Source organism: Sphingobium sp., assembly GCA_035196065.1.
GTDB classification, from domain to species: Bacteria; Pseudomonadota; Alphaproteobacteria; order Sphingomonadales; family Sphingomonadaceae; genus Sphingorhabdus_B; species Sphingorhabdus_B rara.
Genome location: CP136575.1, coordinates 1403410 through 1424353, shown reverse-complemented (window position 1 = coordinate 1424353; position 20944 = coordinate 1403410). Strand labels below are relative to the sequence as shown.

Below are 20944 nucleotides of genomic sequence, written 5' to 3'. Positions count from 1 at the left end.
CCTATCGACCTTCAGCACGATCAAGCGCCCGGGAAAGCGATGCCAAAGCCCTCTCGCGCGCAGCATCCGACGGAAGACCGCGCAGCCGGTCGGCAAGGCTCGATTCGAGCGCGGCAAGACTTGCCGTCCAGTCCCGAGGGGCAATCAGCAAATGCGCGTCCGAACGCGCGGCGACCTTACGCCTGGATGCGTGACCGGCATTCGCCTGCCATCGTTCCCCCAACACAGGGACAATCACATCCCGCGTCATGGCGGAGACCTCAACAGCACCCGATAGCGCCTGAAGAGCCGGGCTCTCACCATGAACCAGAAAAACCGACCCTGACACCGGCCCGCGTGCCTTGATCCAATCAAGCAGTGCCGGACGGTCGGCATGAACCGAGTAGGCATCAAGGCTGTGCACGTCGGCCCTTACAGGAACATCTTGCCCGGAAATGCGTACATGGCGCGCACCATCGCGGAGTACGGAACCCAATGTGCCTGTGACCTGATAGCCAACCAATAGCACCCGCGCGCGTGGATGTGGCAGATTGTGAACCAGATGGTGGCGGATTCGTCCGCCCTGGCACATCCCCGATCCGGCGATGATGATGACGCCGCTCATGCTGTTGAGTTGCTTCGATTCCTCTACATCATGGACGAAACGGATATTGGGCACCTTCATCAGATCATATCCTGCATGGCGATGCCGCAAGGTCGCCCTTGTGACCCGTTCTGCCAAAGGTGAATCGACAAAGACATTCACCCTCTTCAGCCGCTGGCTTTCGAAAAGTGCAGCCAGATCTTCCAGCACAGCCTGTGTGCGTTCGACCGCAAAAGCAGGGATCAGAAGGTTGCCGTTGCGCGCCAATGTCGTTTCGACATGAACCGCCAATTGTTCGCGCCGTTCACTCAGCAACATTGGCTCACGGGTGCGATCCCCATAAGTTGCCTCGCACACTATCTGGTCATAGCCGCCCAAGTCGGCATCTGCACAATGGATGGAACTGCCGCCGCCGATATCCCCAGAAAACAGGATGCGTTGCCCTGCAAGTTTCAGTTCAACCGATGCAGAGCCGACAATATGCCGGGCGTCCCAAAGTCGAAAGCCGTCACCATCTTCCAGATCCTTCCATTCGCAAAATGCAGTCTCGCGGACATGCCCCATCAATGCGGTCACATCGTCACCTGTGTACAGCGGGACAAAAGGTGTGAGCCCCATCCTGTCGGGCCGCCGATTGCGCCGGGCGGCCTCTGCAGCAGCCAATTTGGCCGAATCCAGAAGCAGCGGCTCGATGATGTCCGCAGTAGCCGAGGTCATCCACACAGGCGCGCGGCAACCGCTGGCGACCAGATAGGGCAGTCGCCCGCAATGGTCGAGATGCGCGTGAGTCAGGATGACCGCAGTGATCGCTTTGCAATCAATGGGCAGTTGTTCGTGATTGAGCGCCTCCAGCGATCGCGTGCCCTGAAACATCCCGCAATCGACAAGTATCGTCTTTCCTCTGCCCCGCACTTCGAAGCATGATCCCGTTACAGTTCCGGCGGCCCCGTGAAATCCAATCTCCACTTGATCCACCTTCACCTCCTTCCATTTTTTTCAAAAACTGAGCCGGAATGGGTCAAGGCAGCACGGCTCGCGTTAAGAACCGCCGCCCTCTTGACCAGTCGGCGTTGAGAACGTTCATGTCGGATTTGGCTTGGATGCAGATCAAAACGTCGGCGACAAGCGCGACCGCAAAATCCCGATAGGCTGGATCACCCGCAAACATTGCGGCTTAATGCGCCATCAGGAGCGGGATTGGCGATTCCTTCAACAAGTCGCGCGTAACGCCGCCGAAGAGATATTCGCGCGCCCGGCTGTGGCCATATCCGCCCATTACAATATATGCGGCCTTCATGATCTGAGCTGTCGAAACAATCGCCTCAGCCACGGGAATTTCGGATTTGGTCAGTGGATGCAATTCCGACTTGATATCATGCCGCGCCAGATATTCCGAAGCAGCGAGCGAAGGCAATTCATGTTCCTTCGGCTCCTCGACGGTGACGACATGGACCGCCGATGCCTTGCGCAACATCGGTAGCGCACCGCGCAAAGCACTCGCTGCCTCCAGACTGCCATTCCATGCGACGATGGCAGAATCAAACGCATCAAATACCGCCTTTTCCTGCGGCTGGATCAGCACCGGCACGCGTGCATTGCTCAACACGTCACCAATTAGCGTCAGCGGAGTGTAGCGCGTCTCATGATGATGGTAGCGTCCCAGCACGATCAGATCGGCCAAGGCCGATCGGCTGATCAGTTCCTGGGCAGGATCTCCGGTGATCTGTTGATAGTCGGAGGACACATCCTCATTCTTCAGCCTTCCCTCGATGTCGGCGCGGATCTTTGCCTCCATCGCGTCCAGCCGTGTTGCGAAGTCTGGCACTAGATAAGCGCCATAAACCCCATCGGATACGATGTAGAGATTGATCGGAGTGACATGCAGGCAACTGACATGGGCACCATGTGCCCGCGCAATCGCCAATGCTGCCTGCAATCGCGCCTCCATCCCGGCATCGCTCTGGACGTGGAGCAATATCGATTTCATGATGGTTTCTCCTCAAGCAAAAACCGACCGTAATCGTTGATCCAAACAGCCTAGCTGGCGCTTGATGACCGCCATATCAGGGAAAATACGGATGCGATCTCGAGGGCCGGCATGACAGATGGTGCGGATGGAAAAGGCAAATTCGCCGCATCGTCGCCCACGCGACCGATCCCGTTTCGACCGAATCCGGTTAGGCCTGCGAAAGTTGGGGCCAGGCTTGGTTACCGGGGCCGCCGACGATGATCCCAGCGGTGTTGCCACCTACAGCCAGGTTGGCGCGCAGTTCGGCTATGGCATGGGCTGGGCAATCCTGTTCAGTTATCCGCTGCTCGCTTCGATTCAGGCGATCAGTGCAGAAATCGGTTCGGTGACGGGCATGGGCGTCGCGCAAAACCTGCGCCGCCATTATCCGCGCTGGCTGCTACAAATTGTCGTCAACCTGCTGCTCATTGCCAATATCATCAACTTGGGTGCGGACTTGGGAGCGATGGGCGCGGCGCTGGGATTGCTGATTGGCGGACCGGTGATGGTCTATGCCGGGCTGTTCGCGATTGTCTGCGTGCTGATGGAAATTTTCATGAGCTATACGAGTTATGCGCGTGTCCTCAAATGGAGCACGCTCGCCCTGCTATCCTATGTAGCCGTGGTCTTTGTCGCCGGGGTCGACTGGGGCAAGGCGGCCTTTGGTGCTCTTGTCCCGAATTTCGTGTTCGACAATGCACATGCCATGGCGCTGGTCGCGATCTTGGGGACAACCATTAGCCCATATCTGTTTTTCTGGCAGGCGGGGCAAGAGGTGGAGGAACAGCATCGCCGACATGTAAAGCCGTTATGTGTCGCGCCTCGTCGGGCGGGCAGCGAATTGAGGCGGATCAGGCTCGATACGATGCTTGGCATGGGCTTTTCACACCTCACCGCACTGTTCATCGTGATTGCGACCGCTGCAACGCTGAACGCGCATGGCATCACGCATGTCGAATCGTCGGCGCAGGCAGCCGAGGCGTTGCGCCCGATCGCCGGGGATTTCGCGTTTGCTCTATTCGCAATCGGGATCATCGGCACCGGCATGCTGGCGGTGCCGATATTGGCGGGATCCGCAGCCTATGCGGTGAGCGAGAGTTTCGGCTGGGTGGAGGGGCTGGACCGCAAGCCGCGCGAGGCCAAGGCCTTTTACGCCACCATTGCGGTCGCCACGATAGCGGGGCTGACGCTCAATTATGTGGGTGTAGATCCGATCAAGGCGTTATACTGGGCCGCTGTTGTCAACGGCGTATTGGCGGCACCGCTGATGGTGGTGATGATGCTGATTGCCACCAATCGCGCTGTCATGGGTAAATTGCGTGTTTCCGGCAAACTCTCCGTCGGTGGCTGGTTGGCGACAGCCGTTATGGGGATTGTAGCGGCTGGCTTCTTTCTGATCCGTTCTCAGTAACCCGCAGCGCCATATTCCTCCATCCACTTCAGCCATCGTTTGCGGTGGTTTTCACTCCCCTCAACATTGCCAATCAGCGATGAGGCGACATCGTCAATACCAAGCAGGTTCAATATGTTGCGCTTGAAACTGCGGACACTGTGCGCGCCATAATAAGCGCGATAGAATAAGGCGGGCATTCCCATCGTCACCACAAGCCGCGCCGATTTGCCCTTCATCAGCTTTTCCGGCATCGGGCTGTCACCATATTGCAAGGCGATGCCGGGGCGTAGCGCCTGTTCCAGAAATCCCTTGAGCAAAGCAGGCATGTCGCCCAGCCAGAGCGGGTAGAAAAAGACGATATGGTCGGCCCATAACATGGCTTCCTGCCCCTCTTTCACATCTTCGGGCGTGTCTTCATGCAACCAGCTTTCGCGGCTGTGCAGGATCGGCATGTTGATATCGCCAAGCAGGACATGGCGGACGTCATGCCCTGCACCCCGGGCGCCAGCGCAGTAGGCGTCGGCCAAGGCATGCATGTATCGAGCCGGATCGGGATCGGGGTGCGCATCCAATATGGCGATCTTACATTCTCTCTTGGTCATGGCATCACCTTCTGAGTGCATTCGGATTTTCATCATGGTTCGCCAAACGCTGCATCACGTCCAACACGCTGTCGGGGTTTAGGCTGATGCTGTCGATCTTCCGCTCTATCAGCCAACCGGCAAAGCCGGGGCGGTCGGACGGCGCCTGCCCGCAAATGCCGCAATGGCGGCCTGCGCGATGCGCGCCAGCAATCGCCTGTTCAATGAGGCGCAATACGGCAGGATCTTCCTCATCAAAGGCTGAAGCCAAGATCTCCGCATCACGGTCGATCCCCAATGTCAGCTGCGTCAGATCATTTGAACCGATCGAAAAACCGTCGAACAGTTTGGCAAAGTCATCAACCAGGATGACGTTGCTGGGGATTTCGCACATCACATAGACTTTAAGGCCATTCTCGCCCCGATTGAGGCCGCAGCGCGCCATGATCCCCAGCACCTCGTTCGCTTCATGCAGGCTGCGGCAAAAGGGGATCATCACGATCAGATTGGTAAGCCCCATATCCTCAATCACCCGGCGGATCGCGGCGCATTCGAGTTCGAATGCCGGCTGGTAGGCAGGGTGCGAATAGCGGGCAGCCCCGCGAAAACCGAGCATAGGGTTCGCTTCGGCCATCTCGAAATCATCACCTCCCAAGAGCGAGGCATATTCGTTCGATTTGAAATCTGATGTGCGAACAATCACCGGACGCGGATAAAAGGCAGCGGCAATGACAGCCATGCCCTCGGCCAGTTTCGAGGCAAAATAATCCCCGCCGTCGCTATAGCCCATGGTCAGCGATGCAAGCGCGCGCTGCACCTTGGCGCTTTTCACACGTTCCGGGAATAATAGGGCCATCGGATGTGCGCGGATGGCGTTCGCAATGATAAACTCGATCCGCGCAAGACCCACGCCCGCAACAGGCAAAGCTGAAGTTCGAAAGGCCAGATCCGGATTGCCGATATTGACCATGATCTCGACATTGGCAGGCCGGATATGGCCGACATCGACCGTATCGATGGCAAAGGATACATGGCCGTCACGCACCTTGCCGGTTTCGCCTTCGGCGCAGGAAACAGTGACCTCTTGGCCCGGTTTCAGCAGCTTGCGCGCGCCGGTTGCACCTACAATGGCTGGAATGCCATGTTCGCGCGCGACGATTGCGGCATGGCAAGTGCGCCCGCCATGTTCAGTGACAATCGCGGAAGCACGCTTCATCGCCGATTCCCAGTCCGGCGCGGTGGTTTCTGCCACCAGCACATCGCCTTCTTTGAGATGAGCCAGATCCTCCTTGCACGCAACAAACCGCACAACGCCTTCGGAGATGCCCTGTCCCACGGCTTGGCCCGACACAACAACCGGGCCATCGCCAGTCAGCCGGTAAAGTTTGAGCATGGCTTTGTCGGCGCTCGCGTGCACCGTCTCGGGCCGCGCCTGGATGATGTACAGATCGCCTTTGGGGCCATCCTTCGCCCATTCGATATCCATTGGCATCGGCGTGCGATAATATGTGCTGTAATGCTCCTCGATCTGAACCGCCTGGCGCGCCAGATCGAGGATTTCTGCATCGGTCACGCACTGTATAACCCTTAGCTTTTTGGGCACCTTCTGCCATTTGGTGTGCCCAGCATCCGCGCGGGACCCGTAGACCAGCTTGACCTGTTTCGCCCCGATCCGCCGACGCAGGACATATTCGAAGCCCCGTTTCAGCGTCTGCTTGTGGACAAGGAATTCGTCGGGGTCGGCAATGCCTTGCACGATCGCCTCACCCAGCCCCCAGACGCCACTAATCAGCACAACGTCGCGGCTGCCGCTTTCGGTATCGAGTGTGAAGATCACCCCAGATGCCGCTCGGTCGGCGCGGATCATCCGCTGCACGCCAACCGACAACGCCACCGCACGGTGCGCAAAGCCATTGTCGATGCGATAGGCGATTGCCCGCTCGCTGAACAATGAGGCGAAACAGCTACGCACAGCCTCCATCAATGCTTTGGCGCTTCGCACGTTGAGGAAACTCTCATGGACCCCGGCGAAAGAGGCGGCGGGCGAATCCTCGGCAGTCGCACTGCTGCGCACGGCAACCGCAACGCCTCGTCCAAACTTGCGCTCAAGCCGTTGGTACGCGATCTCAATATCGGTGACGAGGCCCTGAGGCAGTGGCGCTGTGTTGATCATATTGCGCAGCTTTGTCGATGCGGCGCCTGTTACCTTCGGATCGCGCCAATTGGTGTCATCGAGCACGGCCATGATCCGCTGCCACAGGCCGTTCATATCAACCATATCGCGATAGCCATCGATCGTTATCGCAAAGCCTTCAGGGACCTTGATCGTATCGCCCATCGCTTCGACCAGTTCGCCCAGAGAAGCATTTTTGCCGCCAACCAGTGCAAGATCGTCAAGGCCGACCTCGTCGAACCAGCGGACATAGCGGACATAATGATGCTGCTGCATCTGGCATCTCCCGCATGGCCAGTAAAGGAAATGACCTAGTCCGAAGGTCCGAAGGCGTAACTCCGTAAGCCTACGTAAGCGCGCTTTCTCCGCATAATAACGGATGCCGCACGATGTGCACGCCTACTAAGCCCGCAATCGCAAGGAGCAGGATATGCCTATGTTTACGCTCAACGATCGTTCCCGGCGCGCCGCATCTCGCCGGCTGGTCGAGGCGTATGTCTGGTTCGAACAGAGCCAAGCCGCCTCGCTGCTTGGTCATAAAAAGTCCCATGGCGCGCCCGAAACCTATCCATTCGGATTGTGACGGCATGTCAGTCCGTATCGATACCGCACCGTATGAGGCCATCATTGGCCGATACCATTTGGGTGGCCTGATCGGTGTACCCCCGGCTGCATCGGGAATTATCATCTTCGCGTATGCCAGCGGCAGCGGACGGTTCAGCCCGCGCAACAATCAGGTCGCCGCGGCCATGCGGAGGGGCGGGATGGCAACTTTGCTGATCGATCTATTGACCGGGCAGGAAGAGACAAGCCGGGCCAATATGTTCGACGTCCATTTGCTCGCAAGCCGGCTCGCATCTGCGACCCAATGGGTGCGCGAACAGCCGGAAATAGCACAGTTGCCGATTGGCTATTTCGGGGCGAGCACCGGCGTTGGTGCCGCCCTGATCGCAGCGGCAAAGGACCAGCATATAGCCGCCATTGTCTCGCGAAGTGGTCGGCCTGATCTCGCGCTCAACGCCTTGCCTCTGGTGCGCGCGCCGACATTATTGCTGGTGGGCAGCCTCGACGGCCCGGCAATCGATGTGAACCATCAAGCCTTCACCCGCCTTCGCTGCCCGAAAAAGATCCAGGTCATAGCCGGCGCAGGACATTTATTCGAAGAACCCGGCACGCTCGACCAACTGGTTGCAAACGCCATCGGCTGGTTCGCGACCTGCTTTGCGCGCCATGGACAGCCGATGGCCGCGGGGCGGAGATAGCGACGCGGGGTGGCGCGCCGGCCATAGCCTGCTAATGCGGTGGCCAACCGTGACTGAAAACCCCGCCCCCGCACCCCCCACTTCACCGCGCATATTGGTCGATGCCGATGCCTGCCCGGTGAAGGAGGAGATTTACAAGGTCGCCTGGCGGCGCAATGTGGCCGTCGTGCTGGTCAGCAATGCGCGCTTTCGCATTCCTGACCATCCGCTGATCACAAGGGCGATTGTATCGGACAGTTTCGACGCGGCGGATGATTGGATCGCGGAACAAGCCGGCCCGCGCAGCATCGTGATTACCGCCGACATATTGCTGGCCGACCGGTGCCTGAAGGCGGGCGCAGTGGTGATCGGCAATAATGGCAAGCCCTTCACCACCGCGTCCATAGGCGGCGCCATCGCCACCCGCGCGATCATGGCCGACCTGCGCGCCGGAATGGACGGCATCACCGGAGGGCCAGCACCCTTTGCCAAAGCGGACCGCTCAAGATTTTTGCAGGCGCTGGATGAGGCTTTGGTTAGGTTGGGGTGAGGGGGTAATCTAACTGAAAATTGAAGTCCGCCTATAACAAGCGATCACTGTTATTCGGAAGCAATTGGATCATTGTCGTTAGAAATAAATGCTTGGGAAAGCTCTTCAAAAATTTTGTCTGCTCCCCAAGCCTGAGCAGCAGTGAAGGCCAACTGCCGACGCTCATCAGACGTCAGTTCGCGCATTGCCTTATATCCTATGTCGTGGTTTGTTTCTGACCATGCATGCTGAAACAACGTCTTTATCTGAAGTTCAAAGAATTCGGGAATGCTGTCTTTGTGTTCATCAGGTATAATATCATCTGGTGTTTGAAATATGAAGTGATGACCCACGTATCCGAAAGCGTCATCTTTCAAAGGATATTTCGGCACCTCTTCTATAAACCTCATGAATTTTATGATATGATCTCTTACTTTTTTAATATCGGAGATATAAAATACGTTTATACGCGCTCCAATTTGATCTTGGATTTCATACTTTGGTACTTTGTACTTTTGATTACCTTCATTGTCGGATTTATTTGCCTTCACGAAATATCGATCAGGATCCTTGGCTCTTGCGACAATAGAATCAATTCTTAACAAGCCTTCGGTCAATTCCTTAAGGTATGTCTGAAGTGCACTTGCTGTATCAACCAGAAGCAGATATCGAGATGCATATTCGTCGCGAATTCCGTAATCAGCGCTCATTTCTTAGCAAGCCTCTGATCGCTGATTTTTCCTCTAGTTTTATATTCAACCATCCCGTCAGTAGACGTTTGCTGAAAAATGTTTTCAAACTGGTCATTTGGTGCTGTCAATATCGCACCTGTATTCATTTCGACGGTTCGGTAAGGCGCAACAGTTTTGAATCGAGCGGCATCAAATGTGAATTTTTTGCCAAATAGACTTGGCTTTTTAAGGGCTGCTTTGACAGCGTCCTGAGCAGCGTTGCTAAATCCAAAGTGTTTGCAGAAGTCTGCAATTGACATTACCTTGCCTCGAAAAACTGCTGATGCAAGCGACGAAGCATGTGCAATTTCTGATTTGACCGACGCGCTAGGATTGGTTTTCAGCGCATCCTTAAGTGCAGTCGCAAGTCGACCGGTGCCTTGCTCCGGCGTCTCGGAGAAATCGGCGTTTAAGAATTCCTTGAGCCAGTACTCTGAGATGTGCTCGCCTGACTGGCCAGCTTGCCTGTCTGTCGCTGTTCCTGTCCAAAAGCCACTTGCAGGACTTGGATGCTCGAATAACGCTGCCTTGTATGATGACAGGCGTTTAATAAACACCTCCTCCAAGAATTCTACGTCAAGGGAACCAGAGCTAGTATCTGCCCTGATCGCTTGATCTGTCGGAAAACGAGACATGACCACGCGTTGCTTCATCCCTTTGTTGCCGACAATGAGAAAGAATAGCCCTGTCCCACTTCTCTTATCTGTTACGCTTTGAAGGCGCCGAGCAATCGGCAAGCCTGTTTTGACAGATGGCCCTGTTTGGAATGCCAGCACTAAATTCCGGCATTCGTTGACTTGTGTTCCGTTCGGAGCGTGATTGAAAGTGATCGCAAAATCATGCGGCCCGGGATCGTCAACAAAGATATCGGAAAGCATGACACTCAGCTTGTTGGTTCCAATCGCAATTTCTTTGCTAGAAATTGCTGAAACCGAACCCGAACCCTTCCCAGGCGGAATTAGAAAAGCGAACGCCTTTGTAATCGGCATAAGTCCCCCCAATAATATTCTAGATCGACTGTCGCACAGAAACGCTAGCTACAGCGGCTAAAATTATTCATCCCAGCAACCCTGACGCATTAATGTCACCATTTCGGAAGACGCATTATCTGGTGTCAATCATACTCCCGATCACCAGCGCCCAACTAAAACTCGCACCCCGTCGTTTCATAGACCTTGCTCATCGGCGCATATTCGGCCTCAACTGCCACCGACTTGAAGCATTGCACGCCTCATCACTTGCAGCAATGAGTCCACGCAAAGTTTTACTTTCGTATAACTTCGGTTACGTTAAATATTCGGGGCTGTAGGCACATGGCCTTTTCGGGGCGCAATTATTAGCGGGCGCGCGCTATTGCCTGCGCACCCTATGGGAAAGCGGGTTTTGCGATGTTTGACAGTGGCCAGTCAGTTGCTTTCGCAACGCTGGCCCGTCACTTGGGGGTCAGCCTGCCTTCGCGGCTTGCTTCGCTTCTTTCTCGGCCTTTTTCTTGGCTTCCTCTTCGGCCTTTTTCGCGGCCAAATCTTTCGCCGTGGTCGTTTCAAAGCCACTGAAACGCGCGGCCTGCGCGGCGGGCAAGGTCATTTCGGCAATCTCTGCCTTGTCCCGGCTGGAATTATCCCGATATTTTTGGGCATCCACCAGATTCTCTTGAAGATCGGCCAGCTTTTTCTTGCGCGCTTCCAATTGTTTTGCGGATTGGCGGACAATCTCTTTCAATTCAGCCCGGCTGGGCTTTGCGGCAAGCGCGGCCTCATCCGCGGCCAGTGTTTCCTTGGCCTTTTCAAGCTTTGCCTGGGCCTTGGCGATTTCCTTTTCCAGATAGTCGATCTGGTTCGCAGCCGACTTCATATTATGTTCGGCAACATCCCCCGGTGTGGAGCAATATTGCATGGCCGGCACAACCGCATCGGCGGCACTGAATATGGTCAGCCGTTCGAGTTTCCAGATTTTCTTCTCACGCTTGAACACGGCATCATAGAGCCCGGCAACCTCACCATCGGCGCGCTTGACCAACCACTGCCCCTGCACCGTCTGGAAATCGCCGGACCGGAAAAAGCGGAGCGCATTGTTATCCAGCCGGTTGCCGGCCACGGCCAGCGGATCCGTCTGCGCGTCAATCTGCGCCAGCGACGCAACAATATCGCCATAGGTCCAGCTTGCTTTTTTGGAGGTGCGGAACGAAGCGGCCTTGCCACTGCCGCCCTGCGCTGCCGCGAAATAAGCCTGCATAATGCCCGGCGCTGGCAGGCGGGCTTCGTCAATCTCTTTAACCGGCGGCGCAATCCCGTTCATGCAGGTATTCGGCCCGCTATTCATGTTCATCGCCACGAACATGTAAAGATTGGGATCGAGGTGCATCATATATTGCGCACGCACCGGTATCGCTGAAAGCGCCAAGGCAGCGATGCTGATGGTTATGGTAGCGGTGCGTGCGAACATAGGATCATTCCCCCCGGATGATGTGTGATTTTGGTAAGCTGGTGTCTATCGACCGGGCAACTCAATCATGCTCCCGATCGCCTTGGCCCATATAGAGCTCACGGCCGGTCGCGTCATAGACCTTGCTCATCTCGGCCATGCCAGCCTCGGCCTCTTCCGCCGCGACAAAGCCGTCGGCGGGCTGATTTTGCAGTTTCGCAAATTCACGCACTTCCTGGCTGATCTTCATGCTGCAGAATTTCGGCCCGCACATGCTGCAGAAATGCGCGGTCTTGGCGCCCTCTGCCGGCAGCGTCTGATCGTGATACTGCTCGGCCGTATCGGGATCGAGGCTGAGGTTGAACTGGTCACGCCAGCGGAATTCGAAGCGCGCCTTTGACAGCGCATCGTCGCGCACCTTTGCCGCCGGGTGGCCCTTGGCGAGGTCGGCCGCGTGCGCCGCCAGTTTATAGGTGACAACGCCGACCTTCACATCATCACGGTCAGGCAGGCCCAGATGCTCCTTGGGCGTGACGTAGCAGAGCATGGCGGTGCCATACCAGCCGATCATCGCAGCACCGATACCGCTGGTGATATGGTCATATCCCGGTGCGATATCGGTGGTCAGCGGCCCAAGCGTATAGAAGGGTGCTTCGCCGCACGCCTCCAACTGCTTGTCCATATTCTCCTTGATCTTGTGCATCGGCACATGGCCGGGGCCTTCGATCATCACCTGCACATCCTGTTCCCAGGCGCGCTTGGTGAGTTCGCCCAGCGTGTAAAGCTCGGCAAATTGCGCTTCGTCATTGGCGTCGGCAATGCTGCCGGGGCGCAGGCCATCGCCCAGCGAATAGGCAACGTCATAGGCCTTCATGATCTCGGTGATCTCGTCGAAATGTTCGTAAAGGAACGATTCCTTGTGATGCGCGAGGCACCATTTCGCCATGATGGAGCCGCCGCGCGATACGATGCCCGTCACGCGCTTTGCCGCAAGCGGCACATAAGGCAGGCGGACGCCCGCATGGATGGTGAAATAATCGACGCCCTGTTCAGCCTGCTCGATCAGCGTATCGCGGAAGATTTCCCAGGTCAGTTCCTCGGCAATGCCGCCGACCTTTTCCAGCGCCTGATAGATGGGCACGGTGCCGATGGGGACGGGCGAGTTGCGCAAGATCCATTCGCGCGTGTCGTGGATGTTGCGCCCCGTCGAAAGGTCCATGACGGTGTCCGCGCCCCAGCGGATCGACCAGACCATTTTGTCCACCTCGGTCGCCACGTCGCTGGCAACCGCGCTGTTGCCGATATTGGCGTTGATCTTCACCAGGAAATTGCGTCCGATGGCCATCGGCTCGCTTTCAGGGTGGTTGATATTATTGGGGATGATCGCCCGGCCACGCGCAACTTCATCGCGCACAAATTCGGGCGTCACATAATCGGGGATGGCCGCGCCAAAGCTTTCGCCGTCGCGGATATATTCGGCAAGGCGGGCACGGCCCAGATTCTCGCGCTCGGCAACATATTCCATTTCAGGGGTGATGATGCCTTTGCGGGCATAATGCATTTGGCTGACATTCATGCCCGGCTTTGCGCGCAGCACCTGCTTTTTCACATTGGGGAAAGGCGCAACACCACCCGAACGATCAGGGCCAAGCTGGCCATTATCTTCGGGGCGGACGGCGCGCTGCTCCTTATGTTCAACATCGCCCCGGCCAATAATCCAGTCGCGGCGCAATTCGGGAAGGCCCTGCGAAATGTCGATCTTTGCCTGCGGGTCAGTATAGGGGCCTGACGTATCATAGACGCGCACCGGCGGTTCGCCGCTGGAGGGTTCGAGGTAAATCTCGCGCATCGCGACCTTCAACGGCCCGACATGGATTTTCTTCGATCCACGGATCGGGCCAGTGGTGACTGCGGGTTGTTCCGTGCGTGCGGGGGCGTCGCCCATCTTTGCTCTCCATCTTGACGGAGAAAGGGCGGCTTTGAATGAACCGCTCCCTCCCTCCGCCTGTGCTAACAGGTTCAGGTTCAACGGGTCGGATGGAGCTTACCCATCCCTCTCAGCCACAGCAGGCTCCCCGGGGATGGTGCGTAGATAGGGCAGCAGGGGCTATCCGTCCAGTAGGATGAAAAGCGCGACTGCGATTACCATCACAGCAAAGATCGAACGCGCAAGCTGGGCCCTGCCTTCAAGCCGCCGGGCAAGCGGAAGTGCTGCCAGCGTGCCTACCCCGCCGCCTGCAACCAGTGCGCCGAAAAGCGGCCAGATCAGCTGGCCGGATGCCGCATAGCTGAGGCTGGTTGCACCGCCAAACAAGGTCACCGACAAAAGCGAGGAGGCACTGGCATTGGCCAGCGTCATTCCCGTTGACGCCATCAGTCCTGGCGCGATCAGAAATCCGCCGCCAATGCCGAAAAAGCCGGCGGCCAGGCCTGCGATCAACCCAACCGGCGCGAGTTTGAGCACCATCGGCGGCGTCAACCGAACGGACGGATCACCCGCATCGCGTTTCGGCAGCAACATTGACACGGCAATCGCGATCATCGCCAAGGCAAACCAGCCAAGCAGGGCTTTGCCATCCACCTGCCGTGCAAGCTGTGCTCCCGCCAGCGATCCGGCAAGGCCTGCGATCCCAAAGGTGATTGCACAGGGCCATTTGACCCGCCCGGCCCGCGCCTGCGCAGCAAGACCCGTTGCTGCATTCACGGCAACCGCAGCGGCGGACGTGCCGATCGCTGCATGGATATCGGCTACCCCGACGACATAGATCAGCCAGGGCGTTGCGAGCACCGACCCGCCCCCGCCAAATAGCGTCAGCAGCAACCCTATGAGCGCGCCGCCCATTGCCGCCAGCAGGAGCAGTTCCCAGCCCATGTCAGGCGTTGCGCACGCGATTCCATGGCATGAGCATCAAGAGCCGCGCCATGCCGCAAAAGCCCGTCACCCCGGCGAAGGTAAGCCCGGCACCAACAAAGGCCGACAGCCCGTACCATGCCGGCGCGACGAAAAAGCCGAGCAATGCACCGATCAGAACCAACGAACCTGCGGCAATCTGTACCTGCCGCATGATCTCCATCGGGGCATCAGCGTTGCTTTCGACCGGAAGGCCGGCCTTCGCCCAGGCATCAAGCCCGCCGTCGAGGATGAAAGCCTCACCCGAAACCCTTGCCGCCAGCCGGTCGCACGCCCCGGCAGTGCGCATACCCGAACGGCAGGTGAAGACGACATCGGCGTCGGGATCGATGGCGAGATGCGCCTGCTCCCATTTCGACAATGGCTGTGATTGCGCACCCTTGATGCGGGCGCGGGCAAATTCATCCGGCTCTCGAATATCGACCAGCACCGCCCGGCCAGCGTCGAGCCGCGCGCGCACTTCGGCGGGGGAGAGCTTGTGCAATATGGCTGTCATGGCGTTTTCCTCATTTCCGGCGGGCAGAACAGTTCCGCCAGGGTTTCAATGATCCGCAACGCGCTATGATCCGAGATGCGGTAATAAATCGTCTGACCTTCCCGGCGGGTGGCGACCACGCCTTCCTCACGCAGCAAGGCCAGATGCTGCGACAAGGCCGATTGTGACACGCCGATCCGGCGCTGCATTTCGCCAACGGACAGTTCGCCATCGACAAGCTGGCACAACAGCATCAGCCTTTTTTCATTGCCTAGCAGTCGCAGCAAAGCCGCCGCGCGTCCGGCATTTTCTTCAAACAGGGCGAGATCAAAACGGGTGAGGTCAAACATGACGCCAATATATTCATTGATTCTAAATTAGTAAGTGCTAATATAATGGCTGTAAGGAGACGACTCATGAATCCGCAAGTGAAAGGCTTTTTCGATCCCGCGACCTTTACGGTGAGTTATGTCGTGCATGATCCGACCAGCAAAAAAGCCGCGATCATTGATCCCGTGCTTGATTTCAGTCCGCGCAATGGACGCACATCAACCGCGTCAGCCGATGCGTTGCTGAGCTATGTTTCAGAACAGCAGCTTGAACTTGTGTGGCTACTCGAAAGCCATGCCCATGCTGACCATCTGTCCGCCGCCCATTATCTACATGAGAAAACCGGCGCGCCCATCGTGATCGGATCTTACATAACAGACGTCCAGCGCGTGTTCGGCGCTTTGTTCGAAGCCGACGATGTAAAGCCGGATGGCGGCGACTTCGGCCATCTCGTTTCCGAGGGTGAAACCCTGCCCTTGGGCGAATTGGAGATCGTTGTCCTGCACACGCCGGGGCACACGCCGGCCTGCGTCACCTACCTGATCGGCGATGCCGCCTTTGTCGGCGATACTCTGTTCATGCCCGATTATGGCACGGCACGGGCCGATTTTCCCGGCGGTGATGCAGCGACGCTCTACCGGTCAATCCGCAAGATACTCGCCCTGCCACCCCAAACCCGCATCTTTGTGGGGCATGATTATCTGCCGGAAGGCCGAAGCAACTTTCACTGGGAAACCAGCGTTTCCGAACAAAAGGCACAGAATGTCCATGCCCATGACGGCATCAGCGAGGACGCATTTGTCGCAATGCGGACGGCGCGCGACGCGACGCTGGATGCGCCGCAATTGATACTGCCCTCGCTGCAGGTCAATATTCGCGCCGGCGCTATGCCGCCCCCGTCAGCCGGGGGGCACGTCTATCTGCGCATACCGGTGAACGCGATCTGATCGGTCAAAAGGCGTAGGCAATCCCGGCTATGCCCAGAAACTGGTCGGCACTGCCCGCATCGCGCACAATCGGTGACCGGGCATATTGGCCGAGCAGCCTTTTATAACCGGCAAGGCCGAACAACGCCCAGCCTTTGCGGTTATCGCCGCCAAGATCATGAGTGAGGAGGAATGTCGTACCGATGCTTTTCAAGCCGCTGCCGCGCGTCGCATAAGCAGGCAGTGCATCGGGGTTGGGCAAGGCCGCGACATCGAAATAGGTGCGACCGTAGCCCTTGCCGACATAGTCAGCCGTCACCCCCAGCCGGGCAAAGCTGCGCTGCGACAGCGGACTGGACAGGGCAACGCCCGGCGTCAGGATGAAACTGTCATGCGCGCCGGCAACATCGCGCACAAAGGCGAGATCAAAGGTAAGGCTGGCGGGCGGAATAAGGAAACCCTTGCGGCCAATGCCAACATAGCCCCCCAATTCGACCGCTGTGTCGCGCGTGCCAAGCGCGGCGACGCGCGGATCGTCGATATCGTTGCGGCTGTTGCGTTCAAAACGCACCTGCGCCACCGGCCCGGCAATCAGGTTCCATCGGCTTTCGGGGGCATCGCGCAACAAATCGACATAGATATTGGGCCCACGCACCTGGAAATCGAAACCGTCAACCTTGCCCTGAATCACACCGCCGGGCTGAAAGCCATAGTCGTCTGCACCTTCATATTCCGGAGCAATCCCGCCACCCAATCCGAGGACAAGGCTGTTGCGATCCTCTGGCGGACGGCCACTGCCCGCAGGCTGCGCCGAAGCGATGGCAGGAAGCAGGAGCAAAGCAGCGCCGGTCAGCATGGCAAAAGGGGCAGTTTTCATATACCGGAGATAAGAACCGGCATGGCTAACCGCCATATCGGCGAAGCCCCACCTGCCCGCTTACCATCAAGAAATCGTTCAATCTTTGCTGCTATGCGACGAAGCGTGAATGATCGGGTCGAAATACACGGCAATCATGCAAAACCCGCCAGCGCACGCACTGTGCCGCTGGTTTCAATCGTGCTGCCCGTGTTTAACGGCGCATGCTATCTGCGCGATGCCCTTGATTCCATCCTTGCACAAAGCTTTGCTGACTTTGAACTGATCGCGGTGGATGATTGTTCAACCGATGCGACGCCTGAAATCCTGGCCGAATATGCGGCCCGCGACGCGCGCATCCGCCTTCATCGCAATGCGACAAATTCCAAACTGCCAGCCAGCCTCAATGTCGGTTTCAGACTGGCCCGCGGCGAACTTTTCAGTTGGACGTCCGATGACAATCTGTTGCGCCCGCACATGCTGGAAACACTGGTCGCGGAGGCGAAAGCCAATCCGGGCCATGCGGTGTTCCATTCGGATTACCGCTTGATCGATGAAGACGGCGTTCCCGGGCAGAAAGTCGCGGTCGCACCTGCCGACCAGCTGGTGTTCGGTAATGCAGTCGGCTGTAGCTTCCTTTATCGCCGCGAAGTCCAGCAGGCGCTGCGCGGCTATGACGAGACGCTGTTCGGTGTGGAAGATTATGATTTCTGGCTGCGCGCCGCACGGCAATTCGCCTTTTTTCCGATAGCCGAGGATCTGTACCTCTACCGGCGGCACAAGGGCAGCCTGACCAGTGCACGGGCGCGGCAGATCCATGCGCTTGCCGCACAGGTCATGCTGCGGGAGATCAAGGCATTGCCGCGCTCGCCGCGCCGGGCAGAGGCCTATATCCGCCTCTTGTGCCGTGATCCGTACAAGATCCGCTTCGGCCTGTTGCTGCGTGCGCTACGCGATCATCCTGCAACCGTATTGCGCAGCACCGGCAAGATCTTGCGCTGGATCGCCTATTTCGTGAAAACGCAACTGGTCGCCACCAGCCTTGCGGCGTCTGATGCCGCAACGATCGCTCTACTTTCTGCAGAATAGCAGTATGGTCCTTGCATAGGGCTAGACTTTAATCGCGCGTTTAAACATACTCGTTCCCGGAGACCGTGCATTGCGCGGAAAAACGGGAGAGCGACATGAACCTGCCCAAGGTTTGTATCATCGGCGCTGGCTGTTCTGGCTTTACCACAGCCAAGCGGCTCAAGGATTATGGCATCGCGTTCGACGTCTATGAGGCGTCGGACGATATCGGTGGCAACTGGTATTTCAACAATCCCAATGGCATGTCTGCCTGCTACAAGAGCCTGCATATCGACACATCGAAATGGCGGCTGGCATTCGAAGATTATCCGGTGCCCGAAGACTGGCCCGATTATCCGCACCATTCGCAACTGCTTCAATATTTCCACGATTATGTCGACCATTTCGGCATCCGTCCGCACATCACCTTCAACACCCGCGTCGAAAAGACAAAGCGCCGCGCGGACGGTGGCTGGGATGTCACGCTCTCGACCGGCGAGACTAAACGCTATGATGCGCTAGTAGTTGCCAATGGTCATCATTGGGCCGCGCGCATCCCCGAATATCCTGGCAGTTTCAACGGACCGCAAATCCATTCGCACCAATATCGCTCTCCCTTCGATCCAATCGACTGCATCGGGAAAAGAGTGCTGGTCGTGGGCCTTGGCAACAGCTCGATGGATATTTCATCCGAATTATCATCGCGCCCGATCGCTGAAAAACTCTTTGTATCGGCGCGCCGTGGCGTCTGGGTCTTCCCCAAATATATCGGCGGCAAGCCCGGTGACAAAAACCCTGCCCCGGCATGGATGCCGCGCTGGTTGCGTCACAGGATCGGCGAACGGATGGTTCGCAAGCTGATCGGTACGATGCCCGATTACGGCCTGCCTGAACCCGAATATGGCATGTTCGAAAGCCATGGCACGGTATCGGGGGAATTCCTGCTGCGTGCCGGATCAGGCGACCTCACCATGAAACCCGGGATCGAACGGCTTGATGGCGACGGCGTGGTCTTCACCGATGGTAGCCGCGAGAGTGTGGACGTAATCGTCTGGGCCACCGGCTATGACATCAGCTTCCCCTTTTTCGACGACCCGGCATTTCTGGCTGACAGCGACAACCGCCCGCCGCCCTTGTTCAAGCGCATCATGAAACCCGGCGTGCCCGACCTGTTCTATATGGGACTGGCGCAACCCTTGCCGACGCTGGTCAATTTTGCAGAGCAGCAGTCGAAACTGGTAGGCGCCTATCTCGCCGGCAAATATGCGCCGCCGCCTGAAGCGGAAATGGAACGCATCATCCAGGCCGACGAAGATTATTATACCGGATTTTACTATCAGTCGCGCCGGCACACCATCCAGCTCGATTTCGACCATTATTGCAGCGCCTTGAACAAGGAACTGGCAAAGGGCGCAAAACGCGCTGCATCTCGGGGACATGCCCCGCCGCTAGCAGCGCGCGAATTGGAGGAGGCTTAAGCCATGGCAGACCGCGCAATTACCCCCGTCGATCTCAGCGACACCAGCCTCTATACCGCAGGCAGCTGGCGCGAACCCTTTGCCGCGCTGCGACGCGATGCGCCGGTCAGCTGGCGTGCTGACAGCCCCTATGGCGGCTATTGGTCGGTCGTGACGCATGATTTGATCCAGAAGGTTGAACTGGACCCGGCGACCTATTCCTCCGAAACCGGCAACATCACCATCGCCGAGGGTGCCGAGGGATCTGAATTTCCAAACTTCATCGCGATGGACCCGCCGCGCCATACCGAACAGCGCCGCGTTGTCGCGGCTGCGTTCAGCCCCAGCCAGATGGCGCAACGCGAGAAGCAGGTCAAAGCACGCACGAAGGAGTTGTTCGACGCATTGCCTATTGGCGAGACTTTCGACTGGGTCGAACAGGTGTCGATCCCGCTGACCATCGGCATGCTGGCGATCGTCCTCGATTTCCCTTGGGAAGAGCGGATGAACTTGCGCAAATGGTCCGACATGGCGAGCAATGTCTCGCCCGAGGTGATGACGGAGCACTATGCGCAGGCCTTTTTCGTCGAAATGGGCATCATGCTACAACGCTTCGACGCATTGCTCGAAGAACGGCGGAGCCAGCCGCCCGCAGACGATTTATTGAGCCGGATGGTGCATTCGGAAGCGATGGGCAATCTGACTGCAATCGAACGCATCGCCAATATCGCATTGCTGATCGTCGGCGGCAACGACACGACCCGCAACTCGATGAGCGGACTGGTCGATGCGCTTGCCCGCTATCCAGAACAGCTCGAGCGGATGCGCGCGGACCGGTCCCTCGTCTCTAACGCATCGCAGGAAATCATCCGCTGGCAATCGCCCGTCACCCACATGCGGCGGACCACGACCTGTGATGTCGAACTGGCGGGGCAGCAATTGAAGGCCGGCGAAAAGATCATCCTCTGGTATATTTCCGGCAATCGCGACGAGGCCGTCTTTACCGATGCGGACAGATTTGACATCGGTCGCGAAAACGCCCGCCGCCACGTCGCCTTTGGCCATGGCATCCACCGCTGCGTTGGCGCGCGGCTAGCCGAAATCCAGCTTGATACAATGATCAACGAACTACTCGACCGCGGCCTGCATGTCGTGCCGCAGGAAAAGCCGACACGACTCGCCAGTCCCTTCCTCCACGGCATCACCGCCTATCCGGTTCAACTGCAACGCGTCTGAACCGGAACGCCGCCGTTGGTACGCC

At 57.7% G+C, this 20944-nt stretch carries 20 protein-coding genes and 1 riboswitch; of the genes, 8 read left to right on the top strand and 12 right to left on the bottom strand.

Features of this window, described 5'->3' with window-relative positions; genetic code table 11:
• Position 1: 1 nt before the first annotated feature.
• Both RSE16_06945 and RSE16_06940 read right to left on the bottom strand, forming a co-directional pair.
• Positions 2-1558, bottom strand: coding sequence for an MBL fold metallo-hydrolase (locus tag RSE16_06945; GenBank protein ID WRH77192.1), 1557 nt, complete (start codon positions 1556-1558; stop codon positions 2-4).
• A 199-nt stretch (positions 1559-1757) separates the two neighbouring features.
• Positions 1758-2570 (bottom strand): universal stress protein, encoded by an 813-nt coding sequence (locus RSE16_06940; protein WRH77191.1) that lies wholly within the window; start codon positions 2568-2570, stop codon positions 1758-1760.
• A 217-nt stretch (positions 2571-2787) separates the two neighbouring features.
• Here RSE16_06940 and RSE16_06935 point away from each other — a divergent pair, with 217 nt between their 5' ends.
• A complete protein-coding gene (locus RSE16_06935; protein ID WRH77190.1) occupies positions 2788-4002 on the top strand; it encodes a divalent metal cation transporter in 1215 nt (404 codons plus the stop codon).
• On the opposite strand, the gene RSE16_06930 is transcribed toward RSE16_06935, so the two are convergent.
• Complete coding sequence (locus RSE16_06930) at positions 3996-4586, bottom strand: NAD(P)H-dependent oxidoreductase (protein WRH77189.1); 591 nt, start codon at positions 4584-4586, stop codon at positions 3996-3998. The genes RSE16_06935 and RSE16_06930 overlap by 7 nt on opposite strands.
• A gap of 4 nt (positions 4587-4590) precedes the next feature.
• Positions 4591-7014, bottom strand: a complete 2424-nt coding sequence (gene ppsA / locus RSE16_06925) for a phosphoenolpyruvate synthase (GenBank protein ID WRH77188.1) — start codon at positions 7012-7014, stop codon at positions 4591-4593.
• A gap of 154 nt (positions 7015-7168) precedes the next feature.
• On the opposite strand from ppsA, the gene RSE16_06920 reads away from it, so the two are divergent.
• The 3 genes from RSE16_06920 to RSE16_06910 are packed head-to-tail and all read left to right on the top strand — an operon-like array spanning position 7169 to position 8529.
• On the top strand, positions 7169-7321 hold the full coding sequence (locus RSE16_06920) for a hypothetical protein (GenBank protein ID WRH77187.1): 153 nt from the start codon (positions 7169-7171) through the stop codon (positions 7319-7321).
• 4 nt (positions 7322-7325) lie between these two features.
• Complete coding sequence (locus tag RSE16_06915; protein WRH77186.1) at positions 7326-8000, top strand: dienelactone hydrolase family protein; 675 nt, start codon at positions 7326-7328, stop codon at positions 7998-8000.
• Between the two features lie 49 nt (positions 8001-8049).
• A complete protein-coding gene (locus RSE16_06910; GenBank protein ID WRH77185.1) occupies positions 8050-8529 on the top strand; it encodes a YaiI/YqxD family protein in 480 nt (159 codons plus the stop codon).
• A 50-nt stretch (positions 8530-8579) separates the two neighbouring features.
• Here RSE16_06910 and RSE16_06905 read toward each other — a convergent pair whose 3' ends face one another.
• The 7 genes from RSE16_06905 to RSE16_06875 all read right to left on the bottom strand — a co-directional run bounded on the left by RSE16_06905 (position 8580) and on the right by RSE16_06875 (position 15396).
• Entirely contained in the window at positions 8580-9218 is a 639-nt protein-coding gene (locus RSE16_06905) for a hypothetical protein (GenBank protein ID WRH77184.1), read from the bottom strand.
• A complete protein-coding gene (locus tag RSE16_06900; GenBank protein WRH77183.1) occupies positions 9215-10228 on the bottom strand; it encodes a hypothetical protein in 1014 nt (337 codons plus the stop codon). The genes RSE16_06905 and RSE16_06900 overlap by 4 nt, the downstream gene beginning before the upstream one ends.
• Positions 10229-10682: 454 nt before the next feature.
• Positions 10683-11681, bottom strand: a complete 999-nt coding sequence (locus RSE16_06895) for a hypothetical protein (protein WRH77182.1) — start codon at positions 11679-11681, stop codon at positions 10683-10685.
• A gap of 61 nt (positions 11682-11742) precedes the next feature.
• Positions 11743-13605: a phosphomethylpyrimidine synthase ThiC gene (gene thiC, locus RSE16_06890; protein WRH77181.1), complete on the bottom strand. Its 1863-nt coding sequence runs from the start codon at positions 13603-13605 to the stop codon at positions 11743-11745.
• A 34-nt stretch (positions 13606-13639) separates the two neighbouring features.
• A riboswitch (TPP riboswitch) is annotated at positions 13640-13748 on the bottom strand.
• A gap of 19 nt (positions 13749-13767) precedes the next feature.
• Positions 13768-14532, bottom strand: coding sequence for a sulfite exporter TauE/SafE family protein (locus tag RSE16_06885; protein WRH77180.1), 765 nt, complete (start codon positions 14530-14532; stop codon positions 13768-13770).
• A gap of 1 nt (position 14533) precedes the next feature.
• Positions 14534-15067: a rhodanese family protein gene (locus tag RSE16_06880; GenBank protein ID WRH77179.1), complete on the bottom strand. Its 534-nt coding sequence runs from the start codon at positions 15065-15067 to the stop codon at positions 14534-14536.
• On the bottom strand, positions 15064-15396 hold the full coding sequence (locus tag RSE16_06875; GenBank protein WRH77178.1) for a metalloregulator ArsR/SmtB family transcription factor: 333 nt from the start codon (positions 15394-15396) through the stop codon (positions 15064-15066). Before RSE16_06875 ends, RSE16_06880 begins: the two co-directional genes overlap by 4 nt.
• Before the next feature lie 66 nt (positions 15397-15462).
• On the opposite strand from RSE16_06875, the gene RSE16_06870 reads away from it, so the two are divergent.
• A complete protein-coding gene (locus RSE16_06870) occupies positions 15463-16323 on the top strand; it encodes an MBL fold metallo-hydrolase (GenBank protein ID WRH77177.1) in 861 nt (286 codons plus the stop codon).
• A 4-nt stretch (positions 16324-16327) separates the two neighbouring features.
• Here the strand turns inward: RSE16_06870 and RSE16_06865 are convergent, their stop codons facing one another.
• The gene (locus RSE16_06865; protein ID WRH77176.1) at positions 16328-17179 is read right to left on the bottom strand and encodes a MipA/OmpV family protein; all 852 of its coding nucleotides are present in this window, start codon (positions 17177-17179) and stop codon (positions 16328-16330) included.
• 105 nt (positions 17180-17284) lie between these two features.
• On the opposite strand from RSE16_06865, the gene RSE16_06860 reads away from it, so the two are divergent.
• The 3 genes from RSE16_06860 (at position 17285) to RSE16_06850 (ending at position 20919) form a co-directional block, all read left to right on the top strand.
• Positions 17285-18247, top strand: coding sequence for a glycosyltransferase family A protein (locus tag RSE16_06860; protein ID WRH77175.1), 963 nt, complete (start codon positions 17285-17287; stop codon positions 18245-18247).
• A gap of 95 nt (positions 18248-18342) precedes the next feature.
• Entirely contained in the window at positions 18343-19704 is a 1362-nt protein-coding gene (locus tag RSE16_06855) for an NAD(P)-binding domain-containing protein (GenBank protein ID WRH77174.1), read from the top strand.
• 3 nt (positions 19705-19707) lie between these two features.
• A complete protein-coding gene (locus tag RSE16_06850; protein WRH77173.1) occupies positions 19708-20919 on the top strand; it encodes a cytochrome P450 in 1212 nt (403 codons plus the stop codon).
• Positions 20920-20944: the final 25 nt, after the last annotated feature.

Excerpts from the sequence above, each read along its gene's own strand:
- RSE16_06855 (WRH77174.1), top strand. The coding sequence starts at position 18,343 with ATGAACCTGCCCAAGGTTTGTATCATCGGCGCTGGCTGTTCTGGCTTT.
- RSE16_06885 (WRH77180.1), bottom strand. The coding sequence starts at position 14,532 with ATGGGCTGGGAACTGCTCCTGCTGGCGGCAATGGGCGGCGCGCTCATA.
- RSE16_06940 (WRH77191.1), bottom strand. The coding sequence starts at position 2,570 with ATGAAATCGATATTGCTCCACGTCCAGAGCGATGCCGGGATGGAGGCG.
- RSE16_06875 (WRH77178.1), bottom strand. The coding sequence starts at position 15,396 with ATGTTTGACCTCACCCGTTTTGATCTCGCCCTGTTTGAAGAAAATGCC.
- ppsA (WRH77188.1), bottom strand. The coding sequence starts at position 7,014 with ATGCAGCAGCATCATTATGTCCGCTATGTCCGCTGGTTCGACGAGGTC.
- RSE16_06920 (WRH77187.1), top strand. The coding sequence starts at position 7,169 with ATGCCTATGTTTACGCTCAACGATCGTTCCCGGCGCGCCGCATCTCGC.
- RSE16_06930 (WRH77189.1), bottom strand. The coding sequence starts at position 4,586 with ATGACCAAGAGAGAATGTAAGATCGCCATATTGGATGCGCACCCCGAT.
- RSE16_06850 (WRH77173.1), top strand. The coding sequence starts at position 19,708 with ATGGCAGACCGCGCAATTACCCCCGTCGATCTCAGCGACACCAGCCTC.
- RSE16_06915 (WRH77186.1), top strand. The coding sequence starts at position 7,326 with ATGTCAGTCCGTATCGATACCGCACCGTATGAGGCCATCATTGGCCGA.
- RSE16_06905 (WRH77184.1), bottom strand. The coding sequence starts at position 9,218 with ATGAGCGCTGATTACGGAATTCGCGACGAATATGCATCTCGATATCTG.
- RSE16_06865 (WRH77176.1), bottom strand. The coding sequence starts at position 17,179 with ATGAAAACTGCCCCTTTTGCCATGCTGACCGGCGCTGCTTTGCTCCTG.
- thiC (WRH77181.1), bottom strand. The coding sequence starts at position 13,605 with ATGGGCGACGCCCCCGCACGCACGGAACAACCCGCAGTCACCACTGGC.
- RSE16_06870 (WRH77177.1), top strand. The coding sequence starts at position 15,463 with ATGAATCCGCAAGTGAAAGGCTTTTTCGATCCCGCGACCTTTACGGTG.
- RSE16_06895 (WRH77182.1), bottom strand. The coding sequence starts at position 11,681 with ATGTTCGCACGCACCGCTACCATAACCATCAGCATCGCTGCCTTGGCG.
- RSE16_06900 (WRH77183.1), bottom strand. The coding sequence starts at position 10,228 with ATGCCGATTACAAAGGCGTTCGCTTTTCTAATTCCGCCTGGGAAGGGT.
- RSE16_06880 (WRH77179.1), bottom strand. The coding sequence starts at position 15,067 with ATGACAGCCATATTGCACAAGCTCTCCCCCGCCGAAGTGCGCGCGCGG.